Here is an 18729-nt window from a genome sequence, read left to right as displayed (position 1 = left end):
CTCATTTTCCCCACCTTACGGTGTATGGCACGTATTCAAATTCAGCAATTTAAAATTCTTCGTATTCACTCGGGTCCTGATTCCACAGTCGTCCATCTTTACGATTATATGAAGAAATGACTTCCATCTCTTTCTCGCTCAGCTCGAAATCGAAAATATCGATATTTTCTTGCTGGTGTTGAAGCGAGCCAGCTTTAGGAATAGGAATTGACCCAAGCTGGGTATGCCAGCGCAAAATAATCTGCGTACCCGTTTTGCCATGAGCTTCGGCAATACGAAGGATCTGCTCATCTTTTACGATATCTTGTACAGCATCATTACCACGACCAATTGGACTCCACGATTCGTTAATAATGCCATGCTGCGAATCCTTCTCCCGTTGATCCGCTTGGTCAAAGAATGGATGCAGCTCAATCTGATTCAGACTTGGCGCTATTCCCGTCTCCTTAATCAGGCGTTCATTGTGTTCCGGAAGGAAATTGCTAACTCCGATGGAACGGATATATCCGCGTTTTTTCGCCTCAATGAGTGCCTGCCACGCTTCCACATACATATCCTGCTTGGGATTCGGCCAGTGAATCAGATATAGATCATAATAATCCAGATCTGCTCTGTATAGAGATTCTTGGATGGCTACAATCGCCTTTTCAAAAGCATGGTAACGCCCTGGCAGTTTAGATGAAATGAGCAGGTCTTCTCTGGAAACGGAGCTCTGCTTAATGGCCTTCCCGACAGTCGCCTCGTTCTCATAGTTATACGCTGTGTCAATCAGTCGATAACCTGCATCCATTGCGGACGCTATGGATTTAACGCCTTTTTCGCCTTTTAAGCTATAGGTACCGAAGCCAATGGCAGGTACGTTTAAGCCATCATTCAACGTATATTCCGGAATTGTATGATTCATCTGGTAAACTCTCCTTTGCGAAAGATATACTAAAACGATATGGAAAAGGTGATATGCCCTCTCGTTTATTCTACCCCTCTATACGCAGATGAATCAAATATAAGCCACCAACCCGTTCTACCGGGTGGTGGCTTTCTCGTCTAATTTTAATAGAGGCAAGTTGCCTCTTTATTCATGCGAAGAGATCGGCGTGGCCGATAACGACCGATTACCCATAAAGTTCTGAATGGCCATAGCAGCCTGCTTGTACCCACCAGCATCGCGTAACGTTTTCCCAATAACCTCAGCATGTTCTTTGTAGGAGGCATTGCCGAGCACTTCTAATACCGCGTTTCTCAGTACGTCGGGTGTAAGGTTATTTTTATCCACGATGACCCCTGCTCCGAGCTCCTGCACCCGGCCTGCTACACGCGGCTGATCCGAGGTTAACGGGAGCATGACCAAGGGTACATTATAATACAATGCTTCGCTTGTACTGTTCATGCCCGCATGTGTCAGAAAAGCATCTACACCCTGCAACACTTCCAATTGTGGGAGATAGGGTCTGATGATGAAATTGTCAGGAATGAGATCAGCAATCGGCTCCAAATCAGTGTCCTTCCCTGAAGACAATATAAACTGCACAGGCAAATCACCGAAAGCCGTAAAGCACAGCCTATAAAAATCAAGATCCTTATTTAAAATGGTTCCCATCGAAATATAAACCGCCTGTTTATAAACGGCATGCAGAGATTCCTTTGCGAAGGATGGTGCATCCTTACGAGGTGTAATAGATGGGCCCGTGAACACAAAGCTTTCGTCCAGCTTGTCCCCCATGGGTTGAAAATAGCGGCTTGTATAAACAATCTTCAGTTGTCCTGGATGCCCAGAAAGTTCTGACAGAGAAGGAACAGCTACATTGAACTGGGAAGCTAATTGCTGGGACATCTCGATGATGCCGTTATATAGCTTCTTGACCTCCTCATCGTCATCCTTCAGTTGATTTTTATTACCGAATCCGAGAGGCTCCACAAAAACAAAAGTGGTGGTTGAGCATACCGCTGGGATACCCAGCTTTTCACCTAAAATTTGTCCTCCCCAGCCTATTAAGGAGTCAAAAATTAAATAATCATAGGTTTCATTTTCGATCAGATTCAGAACATCTGGAATAAACCGTTGAATAATTTTTTTCAAAACCATATATAAAAATTGATAAGGGTGCTTGATTTCAAATGGCTTCATATCTGGGTTGTTAAGCAGGGTTGCCTCGTTGAAGGAGTATGCTTTAAATTGTGCGCCTAACGCTTCAATCTTCGTCCGATATTTTTCCGTACAACAGTAGACGACTTCATCTCCGTTCTCTATCAGTTCCTTGATTATTCCGAGCGTCGGATTGATATGACCTTCTGCAGGCATCATTACAACTAATACACGTGCCACGAAATTCACCTCCATTAAATTTTCCAATCTTCAAAGCGGACATTTTATTTCTATATAAATTGAACTAAAAAAATTTACACTTGCCACTCCGATGACAGAATAACCTTCCGATCGCTGTTATCCCCAGATTTTTTTGGATTCCCTTTTTCAAAGGGGAAAATCCGGGGATAAAGGCGAACGCTCCGCTTCTTCAGATTATTTCTGTCCTCTACGTTCTCGTGTAAATATTTAGTTCGATTTTATATAGCTTCAAAAATAAAATCTGGAAATCATGCCCATATAAATATACTATTAATTATTTCCATTTTTGTAAATAGTGTATATGTCACTTTTTGAACAAAAAAAGCACCTTTACGGTGCTTCCTCTGTTGATATTCATTTTGGATTAGGTAAATAACATATCTCAATATCCTCTCGAATACTGGGGGTTTTCTTTTAGTTGCACGATATCATGACCTGTTGGATTTTGGAAAGCACGAAGGCCAAATGTCGGCGCAACGGCGAAGATGTGGTCAAAAATATCCGCTTGAACAGATTCATACACACCCCAGGTGATATCATTGCTGAAGGCATAGATTTCAAGTGGTAGACCATTATCACCAGGCGCTAACTGTCTCACGATCAACGTCATATCTTTATGAATTTTCGGATGATTCCTCAAATATTGATGGATATATTCTCGGAATACACCCACATTCGTAAGCTGTCTACCGTTCACAATGCTTTCCGTATTAATATGGTGTTCCATATTATATTCGTTAATTTCATTTAATTTTGTCGCGAGATAATCCGTAAGATAGTGGATCTTCTGAAATTCCCCAATCATTTCCTTGGTGCAGAAGCTTATGCTGCTTGTATCAATATAGACGCTTCGCTTAATCCTTCTGCCACCAGATACCTGCATGCCTCTCCAATTTTTAAAAGAATCCGAGATGAGCGCGTAGCTCGGAATCATCGTGATCGTTTTATCGAAATTCATAACCTTTACCGTATTTAATGTAATATCGATGACGTCGCCGTCGGCATTATATTTGGGCATTTCAATCCAGTCACCAACACGCACCATGTCATTCGATGATAATTGCACGCCCGCCACCAGTCCCAATATGGAGTCCTTGAAGACGAGCATCAGAACAGCTGATAAAGCGCCGAGTCCACTGAGAATAATCAATGGATTCTGTCCAATGAGGCTCGAGATGACGATAATGCCTCCAATAATGAAAAGAATGATCTTGGCTACCTGAATGTATCCCTTAATGGGTCTGATCTTGGAAACTTCATAAGAACGATATATGGTATCAAAGGCATTAAGTAACGCATTTAATACCGTGATGGTTATGACGATCATATAAGTTAAAGCTGCTTTTTCAATCAAAGCTTGATAGGACGGGAAGACATACGCAGAATAATAGATGATTATCGCCGGTACCAGATGCGATAGGTTGTGGAACACTTTTTTCTCCACGATGATTTTATCCCACGTGTACCGATTGTTGTTGATGATTTGGATAATAATCTTCAGTACGATTTTTTTGGCTATAAAATTGGCCAGTATGGAGACCACAGCTATAAATAACACCATGATCAAATTCGAAAGATATCCAATGGTTTGTTCACTCATGCCAGTTCCGTCTAGTTGATTTTTGATAAAGTCCATTGTATCCTCCTGACGCGGTTTATATTAACTTATTATTATAAATTACATTCTAGTACGAAGTAAAATTTCAAAAAATTACAGTAATCGGTTGATGGGGTAAAGGCTACGCTCCTCTCATGAGTATCACGTCACATAAATGGGCTAATGTGCATAGACTGGGCTAAATATAAACCAGACTCTTGCATTGGAGATGTGAACCTTGAGTAATCCAAAAAATAAAGCTAAGACTCAGCCTATTGCCATGAAAAAGCTTTCCCCCGTAAGCATGGTAACGGAGCTTCCACCCGTACGCGGTAATTTAAGAACATCTTCCTCAAATCCAAATAAGGCCATTCATAATGAAAAGGACACAACATCCGCTATCGATGCATGTGTAGACCGTGCTTTTCGTATTCCTATATTTTTGAGTACAACCAACACGGTAAATGGCCCGCAAGAGCAATTTTTGAACCGTCTGATTAGGGAAATCGAAGATGCACTGCTCTTCCCCCGCACATTGCCCGTTAGTGAACAATACCCGGAAAACATTCTAACGAATATACGACGCCTGGTTTTTTCAAGCTATGGTCTGCTCGCGATCAACTTCCGAAGATTTTTTGTTCAAATTCTTGAATCCAATATAGGGGAACCCCCAACGACCACTCCGTTCTGGGAAGGATCGACTTTTTCTCAAATTGAGCCTGCCATGGCCTTTCAATTCGGCATTCCAATCTTATTAGTGAGGGAGAAGGGAACGGACGTCAGTAATGGGATTTGGGCTGGAGGAATCACACCGCTCAACATATTTGTAGACTGGGATTCCGATAACCAATCCGTAGACGATTTCTTTAACAGTGTTCAATGGAGAGAGGTCTTTGCTAATTGGACGGCGGAGGTACGAGGGAACTATTTGCTTCGCACGGAGCCATTGTTCAATAACTAAACTCTGGGGTTGGTTGATACTGAACAAGAAAGAGGACCCTATCATTCCAATGAATGATGGGCTCAATCTTCAATACTCTGTTTATCGATTACTTAGGAAATCTCAACAATTCACTTACCGTGACCAATCGGTACCCTTCCGCGACAAGTTCATTCACCAGCACTCGAACCGCCTCCACTGTCTCGGAGCGATCCCCATACCCGTCATGGAATATTAACACACTCCCGGGTTTCACCGCAGACCGGGTATGCTCTAGAATGTGCTCAACGCCGGGATTGTCCCAATCCTTCGCATCACCGTTTACCGCACCAATCGTTTGATATCCGCGCTCCGCCGCGAGAGACAGAATGTCATCGTTTACGCCAAAATAAGGCGGGCGGAAGCAGCGGGTAGGTTGCCCCGTAATTTCTTGAACAAGACTTTCTGCACGTTGTAGTTCCTCTCCGGCTGCTTTCAGCGTCAGCTTTGTCAGGTCCGGATGCGTGTACGTATGGTTTCCGATCTCATGCCCTTCACGGTGCACCTCCGACGCAATCTCCGGGTGAGCCTCCATCTCTTTGCCAATCATGAAAAACGTCGCCCGCCCACTCGCACTGCGGAATATCTCGAGCACTTGACGTGTATATATCGGATGAGGACCATCATCAAACGTGAACGCCAAAACCTTTTCCCGAACAGATTCCTGCTCTACCAACGCGATATTAACCATAAAGCAATGCCCCCTCTCTGCAACTGCCTGTCTACATTCTCCCTTATTATTCCATGATTATATACTCCGGTCTAGTTCAGAGATCACACCTTTACCTGCTCTTCTAATCTAACCTTTGATCGCACCTGCGATCATGCTCTTCTGCACCTGTTTGTTCAACAGCAGATAGATGACTACCGTTGGCACCGTCGTAATCATCAGTTCCGCACCAATTATGCCCCGCAAGGAGTACTGATTTATAAAATTTTGGAGGTACAGAAAATAAGTTGTGGTTTGTGCCGGATGGAGAGTGATGCGCGGGACGCGGAGGTTCTTAATACACAAAAGACGCTGATAAACATCTACCTCGATATGTGCATACTTTTGAGCAAAATTACGATATGTACGAGCATAATTCTTGCTACTGACAGTACGTTATGGTAAGAAACAGCGAATCGTGATCAAAGCGAGAATTCGGTAACGCCTTTTTTGGAGGCATATTTCAGTGTGTAGCTTCCTTCTATGCCGTATGGCATCGTAGCGATTTGGATACGGGTGTAATCCAGCCGACTCTCTCTCAGCACTTTTTTAATTAGCGCTATGCTCCGATCCTCGTCCGTTACCACACAAAAAATGTTCATTACATATTCCTTTGGATCAGCCACACGGCTACCCAGATCACATCCATCCACCTCTCCCAAATCCGCCTGAGTTAGAACGGTTTCCAGATATTCCATCACCTTTTCCTTCAACCAATAATCTCGTTTGCTGCCCTGCGCACTCTTCAGCGGATATTGCACCACAAGCCAGTATTTTTCACTCATTCAGCTTCACCAACCAATCTTTATATGATAGGGCATTACCTTATGTGTACAGCACTTGGACGATAAGGTGCATATGTTAGCCTTACATTCCTCCAGTTCAAAATGGGCTAGATAATTGACCTTACTGCTTTTTGGAATTGTACTGCCCTTCCATTTGCAGGATGAGGAACTTGGTGATGTTTAATGAGATGGGAGCTTAACGTGTCTGCTGACTTTCTGCCAATAGCCACGATCTGAGCATCAGGATTGAGTTGCATACGCTGTCTGGCGAATTAAACACCATCCTCCAACTCTGCCAAAGTCGGCGTTCGATTCGTCATCCTGTTTTCAGAAGATTGATAAGGATGAAAGGGATAGATGTTCCAAAAAATAAAGTCCGTTGGTTTCCACCTTAGACTGGATAACACTTCGCACCATATGATGGATACTGCCGGTTCTGCGAATCCATACAGTTCCTGACTCCGGTTAGGTTTGACGATACTGGGCAGGCTTGTTCGGATGCCCGGCCTCACCTGAAAAAATCATCTGGTTCACCAGCGAGTGATTCCCGGTAACCATCCACTCGAACGTCAAAGGTACGCCGGAGAACCTCGCCCCTTGATAGCCCACCGCTTCGGGGCTGATATCATAGCCCGTCACATAATCTCTCCAAGGATTAATCACATTTACTGGCGAGACATATGCTTGTATCCCTGCAACAAACTCGCAGATCTGTTGCTGCGTTTGGTTCATGCTTTTTTGCCTCCTTTGGGAGATTACAGAGTATATCGGGCTTGCATCAGCTTATTTCACAAAGATTATATCATAAACTGAAAAACCACCAACCAGTGTTCTGGTTGGTGGTTTTTGACTCTAATGGAGGCGTGGGGAGTCGAACCCCTGTCTGAAGATAACGGTGTAGTCAAAGTTTTAATGTCACTCAATTATCAGTAACCCACAATAACAGGATTAGCCCACACAGGTATGGACTCAACACAATAGATCAAATTACTCTGTCTGATTTCCGCAACAATTAAAGGCTCGTATGTATTATCAATGATGATAACCTGATCTGCGATGGCTAAACCCGGTTTAAGATTCTTCAATGACTGACCATATCGATAACGAATGTCTTCTTCTGCAATCCAATGTCCACCTTGTTCAACACGAGATGCAACACGATCTATATGCATTTGAACATCCTCAAGGCCGATGTAGTATACGACAATTTCGTAATTGTTTTCTTTTGCAATTTCCATATGTTTTAAAACAAATGATCCGGACAATGTCGTTTCAATAGCAAAGTTTATACCACTTTTAATGAGAGATCGGATTCTTTTCACAGCTTCCCTGCCAGCAGACAGGTCAGCACTACGCGGATTTTCTGGCTTCAACTCTCTTGCAATTTGATCCGGATCAACCAGTTCACCAAGCCACTCTCTCATTTGCATGCTGAGTGTACTTTTCCCCGCTCCATTGGTTCCAGCAAACACAGTCATGACTGGTCTGATTTCACTCATGATACTCAAACTCCCGGCGTTTCCCAGTAGCATCAAATATAATTTCGAATTTATTGCCTTCAGCATCCTCACGAACGCGTTTGTTATTCTTTATATAATAAATAGAGGCACCTGATTCTTTAGCTTGTTTCCGTGCATGTTGATTCGCCTTTTTTAAAATTTCTTGGAGCTGTTCACGATTTTCAAACATCTTGAGTCCCCCAATCTAAATTCATGTTTATTATATCATAAACTGAAAAACCACCAATCAGAACGCTGATTGATGGTTTTTGCTCACTCTAATGGAGGCGAGGGGAGTCGAACCCCTGTCCGAAGATAACGACACATAAGCTTCTACGGGTGTAGTCACAGTTTTGATGTCACCCGAGTATCGCCCCGTAACCGGCTATACGTTGGGTCAGCCTGATTGTCTTCTTCAGCACACCCCAGGCGGAGATGTGACAGCGTATCCCACTACTTGTTAGCCCCTAATCCTGTCACATGGGCGATGCAGGTTAGAAGCACGCACACAGTTTCTTAGGCTGCGAAAGCGTAGTTTGTTTGTTGTTTGCCGTTTAATAGGCTTTAGCGTTGATGAAGTGGACGCGTCCCCACTACCCGCTACCCATGCTCGAACTATCCCCGTCGAATCCATAAACGCCCCCTCATATAAGAAGGGCTCCAGGATTAATCCGTGAATACGGAGCAAAGGTGCTGCACATCTTTTTCCTCCAAGGTAAAAAGATGCTTCTTTCAAACTCGGCATTCCTGTTTGCTACAAGAACATCATAACATAGGAACAATCACCGATATAGTACTGATTGCTGGAAGACGTTCCAGCATGCTGAGCAACTGTGCAAGTTTAACCAACACACATATGATGCTCAAGCGTCTACATATTATACCGCGTCCCTCAAGGGAAGTAAAGTTGAGTACCAAATGCCAACGATTCACAAAGAGTTCCACTTAACTATCTTACCCACGATCCGAACAAACTACGCAGCCATCTGCAAACTAACTCCATCAACCTTTCCAATAAATCATACAGCTCTATCTGTACTCACACTAACCATCTTATTAGACAGGATACGTGGCAACAATTTGTGTATCTCATATCATAACCGGCACATAATCTGACTGGCGCACGGCAAATGAGCGTGTTGCGCCAAACTCATTACATCGCTTCCCCTTAACAAGGAACCTCTAATCAGATCAAAAAAATCCCAAGCTCCACCCAACTACGGGTAAAACCTGAGATCCTAATTTCTAACATAATGCACTTATCACTAACTAACTTGCCATGCACAATTCACGCATATCAATTCCAATTAACGAGCAACCTTCTGCTTCTCGCGCAGTACCCGTTGAATATCACGTTGTGCATCGCGTTTTGCGGCAGACTCCCGCTTATCATACTGCTTCTTACCTTTACCCAGTCCAAGTAAGAGCTTTGCATACCCGTTACGAATATAGATCTTCAGCGGCACTATACTGTATCCGTCCTGCTTCGACAACCCTAGCAGTTTGTGAATTTGCACTTTATGCATCAACAACTTGCGCGTACGGGTTGGATCAATTGGATTATGACGGTTCCCTTGTTCAAAAGGACTAATATGCATATTGTGAATATGAATCTCACCGTTTCGAATCGTGGCAAATGCATCACCAATATTCGCACGGCCGTTACGAAGAGATTTAATCTCCGTTCCGGTAAGCACCATGCCCGCTTCATACGTATCTTCAATGAAGTAGTCATGGGAAGCCTTTTTATTCTGTGCAAGCACTTTACTCTGTCCATCATTCTTGCCCATGTCCTCACTCCTTCTCCGTAAAATAAGCCGGTACCTATGCTCTACAGCAGCGCACCACACATTTCCTCAGGTACCACATGCCAGACCTTAATTGTAGCAAGGACCGCTGTTAAAATCAAGAAAGGGGCGGTCTGCGCCGCCCCTTCTCATTACACTCATTTCATGTTCAGCGAAACGCGTTTACTTTTTCTTCTTCCGTACAAAAGCCGCCGTTCCGTTGGCAGGTGCACCTTTATTCTTTTTGCGCTTACGGCGTGGTGCTCCACCTTCCTGAACACCGCCTGGTGTAGCTCCTTCTCCAATAAACACACCGCTAGGTGAGGTGTTTTTGCGTCCACTACCGCCTTTGCCACCTTTACCTCCGCCTTTACCGGATTTGAAGCTTCCTTCACCACGACTGCTGCCGCTGTTCAGAGCATTCCCTTGTCCACTAGCTGAAGTGCCTTCCTGACCACCTGCGGTAGAGCTATAACCACCTTTGCCAGATCCAAAACCAAAGCTTACCGCTCCCTTGCTCCGGCCAGCTGATCCGCCAGTATCTCCAGCACGACGCTCTCCTCTCGGTTTGCCGCCACCTTTGCCACCCGCGCTTCCGGCTGTGTTCGAAGCTCCGCTACGACCGCCACGGCCGCCTTTGCTGCTTTCATCGGCAGATCTGCCACCACGGCTGCCTCCAGTACCAGTTGGGGCACCTTTACCACCACGTGAGCCACTGAATCCACCGGAACCACTCTTCGCGCCACCGCGTCCTCCACCAGCAGGACGTCCACCTTTACCTCCACGTCCACCAGTGAAGCCACCAGGACGTTCGCCGCGAGGTTTCATGTCGACCATTTCAAAGTCAATCGTGTACTCTTCCATGCTCACACGCGCCACACGAATCTTCACCTCATCACCGATGCGGAAGACCTTGGAGGTGCGTTCGCCAATCAGAGCCATATGTTGATCATCAAAATGGTAATAGTCGTCTGTGAGCGCACTCAGGCGAATCAGACCTTCTACCGTATTCTCCAGTTCAATGAACATACCGAAGCTGGTAACACTGCTGATCATGCCTTCGAACTCTTCGCCGACTTTATCGAGCATGTACTCGGCTTTCTTCATTTTCTCTGTATCCCGCTCAGCTTCAACCGCCACACGCTCACGTTCCGAAGACTGTTGCGCAATATCGGCCATACGCCCAGCCAAATACTCCTGACGGTTCTCAGGCAAGGCCCCATTGTTCTCAATTACTTCCCGAATAACACGGTGAATGACGAGATCGGGATAACGACGGATCGGTGATGTGAAGTGACTATAGAATTCTGCCGCGAGGCCAAAGTGACCTGACATTTCAGAATCATACTTCGCCTGTTTCATGGAACGCAGCATCATTGTACTGATAACCGTCTGTTCTTTCGTTTCTTTAATATCCTCAAGAAGGGATTGAAGCGCCCGTGGATGAATCGCGTTGCCACGTCCCTTGACGTGGTGTCCGAAATTCGCCGCAAAGGCGAGAAAATTTTGCAGTTTTTCCTGATCTGGATCTTCATGCACACGATAGATGAACGGAACCTTCAACCAGTGGAAATGCTCCGCTACTGTTTCATTGGCTGCCAGCATGAATTCCTCAATAATTTGCTCCGCAATCGAACGCTCCCGTTTCACGATATCCACTGGTTTGCATTCTTCATCCACGATGATTTTGGATTCTTCAAAATCAAAGTCAACCGCACCGCGGCGCATACGCATCGCACGAAGCTTCAAGGCAATCTCTTTCATCAAGTGGAAATCATCCACCAGGTCCTTGTAACGCTCCAACAATTCAGGCTCTTCACCTTCAAGAATTTTACGAACATTGGAATACGTCATCCGTTCTTTGGTCTTGATCACACTTGTGAAAATGTCGTGTTTCACAACCTTCATCTGGTCGTTGAATTCCATCTCACAAGAAAGGGTCAAGCGATCTACTTGTGGGTTCAAACTACAGATCCCGTTGGACAACCGTTGCGGAAGCATCGGAATAACACGGTCCACCAGATACACGCTGCATCCTCGGTTGTAAGCTTCCTGGTCCAACTTGGAGTTTTCCTGCACATAATAGCCTACATCGGCAATATGAACGCCCAGACGGTAGTTACCGTTAGGCAGTTTCTCCACATTGACAGCGTCATCGAGATCCTTCGCGTCTTCGCCATCAATCGTAACGATATTAAGTCCACGCAGATCACGGCGACCTTGCTGGATAATTTCTTCTTCCGTAATGGCATCCGGTGCTTTTTCCGCTTCTTCCACCACTTCATCCGGGAAGGCTTCAGGCAGCTGATGTTTACGGATTACGGACAAAATATCAATACCCGGCTCATCCTTATGACCGAGAATCTCGATCACTTCACCTTCTGCTGCTGCCCGGCCCTCTGGATAGCTGACGATTTTTGCAACAACTTTTTGCCCATCAACAGCTCCATTAAAGTTCGTACGCGGGATGAAGATATCCCGGTTAATCCGCTTGTCGTCCGGAATGACGAAGCCATAAACCTCGTGGCTTTGGAATACACCGACCACTTGCGTGACCGCACGGGTAACAATACGGACAATCTCACCCTCCAAACGCCCACCAGAAGGCCCTTGAGAAGTAACCTTAACAAATACCGTATCGCCGTTCATCGCGCTTTTCATATCGTTAGCGTGGATGTACACATCCGGGTGTTCCCGATCCTCAGGGATGAGGAAAGCAAACCCCTTTGCATGAGCCTGCAAACGTCCGCGCACCAAATCCATACGTTCTGGCATACCGTAGCGGTTATTGCGGGTCAGCAAAACTTTGCCGGATTCCTCCAGCGTATTAAGCATAATTAAAAAGGCTTTGAAATCAGCCGCATCTTCAATCTCGAAGTGCTGTTCCAGTTCCTGATAAGTCATCGGTTTATAAGCGGTTTCCCGCATGAAGTCGAGCAATTGTTGTTCTGTTATCATTAATATTCACCTCGGGAAACATAAAAGTGTAATCTTGTCTCATCTCTCTATGTATCGGAAACCTTACAAATAGAAAAGCCATTTAACACAGGCCTCACTATCTCATACCCTAGTATACACGAATTCAATCCGGCGCATCCGTACCCTGCAAAATAAACCAAGCATTCATGGCCCCTTGCATAACCGCGCTTTCATGCATCATAACAGCATTTATGCTACATGTGTTTTGCTCTCGAAAAGACAGAAAAGAATCGGCCCAGAACAGGGCGAATATGTAGGAAGGTAACCGAACGGAAGTGAGAAGATATCGAAGATCAGAATCATGTGGTTCATTGGAAAAGACTGGTCATGGATGAATTTATTAAAAAACCTCCGTTTCTTCTCGAAACGAAGGTTAATCATTCAAGCGTTCCTGCTCGAAACTATCGCGTTACATCAGGCACTCCAGCTCTTACTTGGAGACAACCGTAACGATGATAGACAAAATGAAGAATCCTGCACCCAGTACAACTGTTGCACGTTGCAGGAAAAGATCCAGTCCGCGCGCTTTCGTTTTACCGAAAAGATGTTCCGCACCACCGGAGATGGCACCCGCCAAACCAGCGCTTTTCCCGTGCTGCAGCAATACTACAGTGATTAGACCGATCGAAAACACCACGAGCAGCAATTTCAAAGCAATATCCATTCTTTCCACCTCCTACCCATGTGGGCATAACATCTCACCATAAAAACAGTTACTTTAATTGTAACACAGCTATTAACGTGATACAAGTAGTGGCATTTCCTCAGTTACTGAGATACAGCAAACATTTTCAAGCATTTAATCTTTAAGTAATTAAAATAAAATTAATAAAAAAGACAAGCCGGTTACCCGGCTTGCCCGTGAGTTGTCGTAAGACAACTTATTTTTTGAGGTTGTAGAAACCTTTGAGACCATTGTATTGAGCCAGTTCACCCAGTTGATCCTCAATGCGGAGCAATTGGTTGTACTTCGCGATACGGTCTGTACGGGAAGGAGCACCCGTTTTGATTTGACCTGCGTTAGTTGCAACAGCGATGTCAGCGATTGTGCTGTCTTCGGACTCACCGGAACGGTGGGAGATTACAGCAGTGTATCCTGCACGTTTAGCCATTTCGATTGCATCGAATGTTTCAGTCAATGTACCGATTTGGTTAACTTTGATCAGGATGGAGTTACCGATACCTTCTTCGATACCTCTACCCAGACGCTCTGTGTTCGTTACGAACAGGTCATCACCAACGAGTTGTACTTTGTCTCCCAATTTCTCAGTGAGCAATTTCCAACCATCCCAGTCATCTTCGGACATACCGTCTTCGATTGTGATGATTGGGTATTTCTCAACCCATGAAGCCAGAAGGTCAACATACTCAGCAGAAGTGTAAGATTTACCTTCGCCAGCAAGTGTGTACTTACCATCTTTGTAGAACTCAGTGGAAGCAACGTCCATACCCAGGAATACGTCAACGCCTGGTTTGTAACCAGCTTTTTCAATAGCTTCGATGATTGTAGTGATTGCTTCTTCGTTAGAACCAAGGTTCGGTGCGAAACCACCTTCGTCACCTACAGCTGTGTTCAAACCTTTGGAGCTCAGTACGGATTTCAGGTTGTGGAAGATTTCCGCGCCTACGCGAAGAGCCTCTTTAAAGCTTGGAGCTCCAACTGGAAGAACCATGAACTCTTGAACGTCGATGTTGTTGTCAGCATGCTCACCACCGTTGATGATGTTCATCATTGGTACTGGCAGTGCTTTAGCGTTAAATCCGCCCAGGTAAACGTACAATGGCAGGTCCAGAGCGTCAGCAGCTGCGCGAGCTACTGCCATGGATACAGCCAAGATTGCGTTAGCACCCAGTTTACCTTTGTTTGGCGTACCATCCAAAGTGATCATCAATTTGTCGATACCCAGTTGATCCAATGCATCCATACCGATTACTTCTGGAGCGATTGTTTCGTTTACGTTTTTAACAGCTTGCAGAACGCCTTTACCCAGGTAACGGGATTTGTCGCCATCGCGAAGCTCAACAGCTTCGTGGGCACCAGTAGATGCACCGGATGGAACGATAGCGCGTCCGATTGCGCCGGACTCCAGGTATACTTCAACTTCAACTGTAGGGTTACCGCGGGAGTCGAGGACTTCGCGAGCGTACACGTCAGAAATAATAGTCATGAGTGATAATCTCCTTTAAATGTGGAATTTTATTTTAATACGTTCAGAATAGTTGAGTTGCACCAGGCCACTCCGCATGCAGTACCGTCTTCCGATCGCTGTTATCCCCTGATTTCTTTGAACTTATTTTTATAAGTTGAAATCATGTGATAAAGGCGAACGCTTCGCTTCTACAGATCGGTTCTGCCCGCTTCGTTAAGGTACAACTTAGGTCTTATTCAATAACCTATTAAAATTATATTATTTACGGGTAGCGATGACGGATGTACCTGTCATTTCTTCCGGTTTAGGCAATTGCATCAAGTCAAGAATCGTTGGAGCGATATCTGCGAGGATTCCGCCTTCACGCAGGGTAACGTTAGCATCTGTAACGATGAATGGAACTGGGTTCGTTGTGTGAGCCGTGAACGGACGTCCTTGCTCATCGAACACCATATCCGCGTTACCATGATCCGCAGTAATCAACACAACGCCGCCTTTAGCGAGTACTGCATCTACAACACGGCCCATACATTCATCTGTTACTTCTACTGCCTTAATCGTAGGCTCCAGCATGCCGGAGTGTCCAACCATATCAGGGTTAGCAAAGTTCAGAATGATGGCATCATGTTTGTCTGCTTCAATCTCGCGAACACATGCGTCAGCTACTTCATACGCGCTCATCTCCGGTTGCAAGTCGTACGTTGCAACTTTTGGTGAGTTGATCAGCACGCGTGTTTCGCCCGGAAGCTCAACATCACGGCCGCCGCTGAAGAAGAAGGTTACGTGCGGGTATTTCTCGGTTTCTGCAATACGCAATTGTTTCTTGTTATTCTGTACCAGAACTTCACCCAGCGTGTTGTCGAGGTTTTTAGGCGAGTACGCCACATAGCCTTCAACGGTCTCACTGAACAAGGTCAGGCACACGAAGTGCAAGCCCACAGGGAACTTCGGACCACGGTCGAAACCACGGAAATCCTGGTTCGTGAATACTTGCGACAGTTGGATCGCACGGTCAGGACGGAAGTTGAGGAAAATGACGGAATCGCCGCTCTCCACCAAACCTACCGGCTGGCCATCTGCTTTAACGATAACCGTTGGTTCAACGAATTCGTCAAATACGGATTTTTCATACGATTCTTCAACCGCTTTGAGTGGATCAGTGTATTTCGGTCCATCACCATAAACGATGGCACGATATGATTTCTCAACACGTTCCCAACGTTTGTCACGGTCCATCGCATAGTAGCGACCTTGAACCGTTGCGATTTGTCCTACACCGACTTCCTCGATTTTGGCAATCAGCTTCTGCATGAACTCTTTACCGCTATCTGGCATAACATCACGGCCATCCATAAAGGCATGAATGTATACGTCATTCATTTCTTCTTTTTTGGCGAGATCCAGCATAGCGAACAAGTGGTCGATGTGACTATGTACGCCGCCATCGGACAACAAACCATACAAGTGAAGCTTTTTACCGTTTTGTTTCGCTTCGCGAACAGCTTTAACGAGTGTCTCATTATCGTAAAATTCACCGTCACGAATCGATTTGGAAATACGAGTCAAATCCTGGTATACGATCCGGCCGGCACCAATGTTCAGGTGACCTACCTCGGAGTTCCCCATTTGCCCTTCCGGCAAACCTACAGCTTCACCGCAAGCAGTGAGAGTTGTATGTGGGAATTGGCTCATAAAACGGTCATAGTTCGGTTTCTTGGCTTGCGCTACCGCGTTGCCTTCCTCCGTGTTACGAAGACCAAAGCCGTCCATAATGATCAGTGCTACAGGTTTTGGAGCTGTCATTACTTCGCCCCCTCAACAAGCGCGATGAACGAAGCCGGCTGCAAGCTGGCACCGCCAACAAGCGCGCCGTCGATGTCGCTTTGTCCGAGGTATTCTGTTACGTTCTCAGGTTTAACACTGCCGCCGTATTGAATACGAACTGCACTCGCAACCGTCTCGTTGTACAGATCCTTCACCAGTGTACGGATGTAAGCAATAACTTCATTCGCATCTTGGGAAGTGGAGGATTTGCCTGTACCAATCGCCCAGATTGGCTCATAAGCGATAACCACTTGTGCCGCTTGCTCTGCAGACAGACCTGCCAAAGCAGCTTCTGTTTGCACTTTACATACGTCTTTTGTTTGGTTCGCTTCGCGCTCTTCAAGCGTCTCACCAAGACAGAAGATTGGAGTCAATCCGTGACGGAATGCTGCATGCAATTTTTTATTGACAGTCTCATCGGTTTCCGCAAAATATTGACGGCGCTCCGAGTGACCAATAATGACATAATCCACACCCAGGTCTTTCAGCATAACGCCGCTGATTTCACCTGTGAATGCACCGTTGTCTTCAAAATGAAGATTTTGTGCACCAATTTTGATGTTTGTGCCTTTAACGGCTTCTACCAGAGATGGCAGATTCGTAAACGGTGCGCAGATAACAGTCTCTACGCCTTCAACTTCCGCTTTTCCTTTAACTTCCTGAATGAAGTCATTGGATTCGGAAACCGTTTTGAACATTTTCCAGTTACCTGCGATAATCGGTGTTCTCATGGTTTTCAACTCCTTCATGCTATAGCTTAAAGCTTACTTGTCGTTCAATGCAACTACGCCAGGAAGCACTTTGCCTTCCATGAACTCGAGCGATGCACCGCCACCTGTAGAGATGTGGTCCATTTTGTCAGCCAATTTGAACTTCTCAGCTGCTGCTGCGGAGTCACCGCCACCAATGATGGTGTATGCCGATGTCTCAGCACAAGCTTCCGCTACTGCACGAGTACCGTGGGAGAAAGGCTCGATTTCGAATACGCCCATTGGTCCGTTCCATACAACGAGTTTGGAGTTTTTAACAACGTCAGCATAGATCTCACGTGTTTTAGGACCGATGTCGATACCTTCCCAATCTGCAGGAATGTCGCCAACTTCAACAATCTTCGTGTTTGCGTTCGCACTGAAGTCGTCGGAGATAACGATATCAACTGGCAGATAGAAGTTTTTACCCAGTTTTTTCGCTTTTTCAATAAAGCCCAGAGCTACATCCAGTTTGGACTCATCCAGCAGGGATTGACCTACTTCATAACCTTGAGCCTTCATGAATGTGTAGGAAAGACCGCCACCGATGATTACGTTGTCTGCAATGTTCAACAGGTTGTCGATCACATCGATTTTGTCTTTAACTTTGGAACCACCGATAATTGCTGTGAAAGGACGCTCAGGGTTGGAGATTGCTTTGCCCAACACTTCAAGTTCTTTCTCCATCAACAGACCGGATACTGCTGGCAACAGGTGAGCGATACCTTCTGTCGAAGCGTGTGCTCTGTGAGCTGCGCCGAATGCATCGTTAACGAATACGTCAGCCAGTTCTGCAAATTGTTTAGCGAGTTCCGGATCGTTTTTCTCTTCGCCTGCGTGGAAACGAACGTTCTCAAGCAACAATACGTCGCCGTTGTTCAGTTCAGCGATTTGTGCTTTTACTGTTTCGCCAACGGAATCATCCGCTTTAACGACTTTTTTGCCGAGCAATTCGGACAAACGCTCAGCAGCAGGAGTCAAACGCATGGATTCAACCACTTCGCCTTTTGGACGACCCATGTGGCTTGCCAAAATAACTTTAGCGCCTTTTTCGATCAAGTAGTTAATCGTAGGAAGCGTGGCACGAATACGTTTGTCATCTGTAATTTTACCATCTTCGAGCGGCACATTAAAATCTACACGGACAAAAGCCCGTTTTCCTGTCAATTCGATATCACGTACACTTTTTTTGTTCATCTGTATTTCCTCCGCACCCATGTATTTGGTGGATCAATCAAGGGCCCAAATCCCTTGTCAATCCTGGTGTTTTTGAGAAATTTGCAAAATGTTGATATATAAAGAGCGGAAACAATAGCATCTGTTTCCG

Annotated in this window: 16 protein-coding genes and 1 other RNA gene; 1 reads left to right on the top strand and 16 read right to left on the bottom strand. The window is 45.5% G+C overall.

What is annotated here, in order from left to right; all coding sequences use genetic code 11:
• Positions 1–49: 49 nt before the first annotated feature.
• The 3 genes from HP548_RS03330 to HP548_RS03320 form a co-directional block, all read right to left on the bottom strand.
• Positions 50–904, bottom strand: a complete 855-nt coding sequence (locus HP548_RS03330) for an aldo/keto reductase (RefSeq protein WP_175380887.1) — start codon at positions 902–904, stop codon at positions 50–52.
• 168 nt (positions 905–1072) lie between these two features.
• On the bottom strand, positions 1073–2323 hold the full coding sequence (locus HP548_RS03325) for a macrolide family glycosyltransferase (RefSeq protein ID WP_175380886.1): 1251 nt from the start codon (positions 2321–2323) through the stop codon (positions 1073–1075).
• A gap of 403 nt (positions 2324–2726) precedes the next feature.
• Complete coding sequence (locus tag HP548_RS03320) at positions 2727–3980, bottom strand: mechanosensitive ion channel family protein (protein ID WP_076291977.1); 1254 nt, start codon at positions 3978–3980, stop codon at positions 2727–2729.
• 199 nt (positions 3981–4179) lie between these two features.
• Between HP548_RS03320 and HP548_RS03315 the strand changes: the two genes are divergently transcribed.
• Positions 4180–4902: a hypothetical protein gene (locus HP548_RS03315; protein ID WP_175380885.1), complete on the top strand. Its 723-nt coding sequence runs from the start codon at positions 4180–4182 to the stop codon at positions 4900–4902.
• An 88-nt stretch (positions 4903–4990) separates the two neighbouring features.
• On the opposite strand, the gene HP548_RS03310 is transcribed toward HP548_RS03315, so the two are convergent.
• From HP548_RS03310 to HP548_RS03245, 13 genes are all read right to left on the bottom strand, one after another.
• On the bottom strand, positions 4991–5611 hold the full coding sequence (locus HP548_RS03310) for a polysaccharide deacetylase family protein (RefSeq protein WP_175380884.1): 621 nt from the start codon (positions 5609–5611) through the stop codon (positions 4991–4993).
• Positions 5612–6051: 440 nt separating this feature from the next.
• Positions 6052–6414: a hypothetical protein gene (locus HP548_RS03300; RefSeq protein ID WP_076291980.1), complete on the bottom strand. Its 363-nt coding sequence runs from the start codon at positions 6412–6414 to the stop codon at positions 6052–6054.
• Positions 6415–6879: 465 nt separating this feature from the next.
• Positions 6880–7146: a uracil-DNA glycosylase family protein gene (locus HP548_RS03295; protein WP_175380883.1), complete on the bottom strand. Its 267-nt coding sequence runs from the start codon at positions 7144–7146 to the stop codon at positions 6880–6882.
• Between the two features lie 194 nt (positions 7147–7340).
• Positions 7341–7913 (bottom strand): zeta toxin family protein, encoded by a 573-nt coding sequence (locus HP548_RS03290; RefSeq protein ID WP_175380882.1) that lies wholly within the window; start codon positions 7911–7913, stop codon positions 7341–7343.
• Positions 7906–8103 carry a hypothetical protein gene (locus HP548_RS03285; RefSeq protein WP_091001435.1) on the bottom strand — a complete coding sequence of 66 codons (198 nt, stop codon included), beginning with the start codon at positions 8101–8103 and terminating at the stop codon, positions 7906–7908. The genes HP548_RS03290 and HP548_RS03285 overlap by 8 nt, the downstream gene beginning before the upstream one ends.
• An 89-nt stretch (positions 8104–8192) precedes the next feature.
• Positions 8193–8557: a transfer-messenger RNA gene (gene ssrA / locus HP548_RS03280) on the bottom strand.
• A gap of 663 nt (positions 8558–9220) precedes the next feature.
• Complete coding sequence (gene smpB, locus HP548_RS03275) at positions 9221–9703, bottom strand: SsrA-binding protein SmpB (RefSeq protein WP_024629496.1); 483 nt, start codon at positions 9701–9703, stop codon at positions 9221–9223.
• A gap of 180 nt (positions 9704–9883) precedes the next feature.
• Complete coding sequence (rnr, locus tag HP548_RS03270; RefSeq protein WP_175380881.1) at positions 9884–12658, bottom strand: ribonuclease R; 2775 nt, start codon at positions 12656–12658, stop codon at positions 9884–9886.
• 451 nt (positions 12659–13109) lie between these two features.
• Positions 13110–13343, bottom strand: a complete 234-nt coding sequence (secG, locus tag HP548_RS03265; protein WP_024629498.1) for a preprotein translocase subunit SecG — start codon at positions 13341–13343, stop codon at positions 13110–13112.
• A gap of 217 nt (positions 13344–13560) precedes the next feature.
• Positions 13561–14847 (bottom strand): phosphopyruvate hydratase, encoded by a 1287-nt coding sequence (gene eno / locus HP548_RS03260; protein ID WP_076291983.1) that lies wholly within the window; start codon positions 14845–14847, stop codon positions 13561–13563.
• Between the two features lie 240 nt (positions 14848–15087).
• Positions 15088–16632 carry a 2,3-bisphosphoglycerate-independent phosphoglycerate mutase gene (gene gpmI / locus HP548_RS03255; RefSeq protein WP_076291984.1) on the bottom strand — a complete coding sequence of 515 codons (1545 nt, stop codon included), beginning with the start codon at positions 16630–16632 and terminating at the stop codon, positions 15088–15090.
• Positions 16632–17384: a triose-phosphate isomerase gene (gene tpiA / locus HP548_RS03250; RefSeq protein ID WP_017691241.1), complete on the bottom strand. Its 753-nt coding sequence runs from the start codon at positions 17382–17384 to the stop codon at positions 16632–16634. Before tpiA ends, gpmI begins: the two co-directional genes overlap by 1 nt.
• 33 nt (positions 17385–17417) lie before the next feature.
• Complete coding sequence (locus HP548_RS03245; RefSeq protein WP_076291986.1) at positions 17418–18599, bottom strand: phosphoglycerate kinase; 1182 nt, start codon at positions 18597–18599, stop codon at positions 17418–17420.
• Positions 18600–18729: the final 130 nt, after the last annotated feature.

It is taken from the genome of Paenibacillus taichungensis (assembly GCF_013359905.1).
GTDB classification, from domain to species: Bacteria; Bacillota; Bacilli; order Paenibacillales; family Paenibacillaceae; genus Paenibacillus; species Paenibacillus taichungensis.
This window is presented reverse-complemented; position numbering and strand designations above follow the sequence as displayed.

Excerpts from the sequence above, each read along its gene's own strand:
- HP548_RS03330 (WP_175380887.1), bottom strand. The coding sequence starts at position 904 with ATGAATCATACAATTCCGGAATATACGTTGAATGATGGCTTAAACGTA.
- eno (WP_076291983.1), bottom strand. The coding sequence starts at position 14,847 with ATGACTATTATTTCTGACGTGTACGCTCGCGAAGTCCTCGACTCCCGC.
- HP548_RS03310 (WP_175380884.1), bottom strand. The coding sequence starts at position 5,611 with ATGGTTAATATCGCGTTGGTAGAGCAGGAATCTGTTCGGGAAAAGGTT.
- HP548_RS03290 (WP_175380882.1), bottom strand. The coding sequence starts at position 7,913 with ATGAGTGAAATCAGACCAGTCATGACTGTGTTTGCTGGAACCAATGGA.
- HP548_RS03320 (WP_076291977.1), bottom strand. The coding sequence starts at position 3,980 with ATGGACTTTATCAAAAATCAACTAGACGGAACTGGCATGAGTGAACAA.
- HP548_RS03285 (WP_091001435.1), bottom strand. The coding sequence starts at position 8,103 with ATGTTTGAAAATCGTGAACAGCTCCAAGAAATTTTAAAAAAGGCGAAT.
- smpB (WP_024629496.1), bottom strand. The coding sequence starts at position 9,703 with ATGGGCAAGAATGATGGACAGAGTAAAGTGCTTGCACAGAATAAAAAG.
- HP548_RS03245 (WP_076291986.1), bottom strand. The coding sequence starts at position 18,599 with ATGAACAAAAAAAGTGTACGTGATATCGAATTGACAGGAAAACGGGCT.
- gpmI (WP_076291984.1), bottom strand. The coding sequence starts at position 16,632 with ATGACAGCTCCAAAACCTGTAGCACTGATCATTATGGACGGCTTTGGT.
- HP548_RS03300 (WP_076291980.1), bottom strand. The coding sequence starts at position 6,414 with ATGAGTGAAAAATACTGGCTTGTGGTGCAATATCCGCTGAAGAGTGCG.
- rnr (WP_175380881.1), bottom strand. The coding sequence starts at position 12,658 with ATGATAACAGAACAACAATTGCTCGACTTCATGCGGGAAACCGCTTAT.
- tpiA (WP_017691241.1), bottom strand. The coding sequence starts at position 17,384 with ATGAGAACACCGATTATCGCAGGTAACTGGAAAATGTTCAAAACGGTT.
- secG (WP_024629498.1), bottom strand. The coding sequence starts at position 13,343 with ATGGATATTGCTTTGAAATTGCTGCTCGTGGTGTTTTCGATCGGTCTA.
- HP548_RS03295 (WP_175380883.1), bottom strand. The coding sequence starts at position 7,146 with ATGAACCAAACGCAGCAACAGATCTGCGAGTTTGTTGCAGGGATACAA.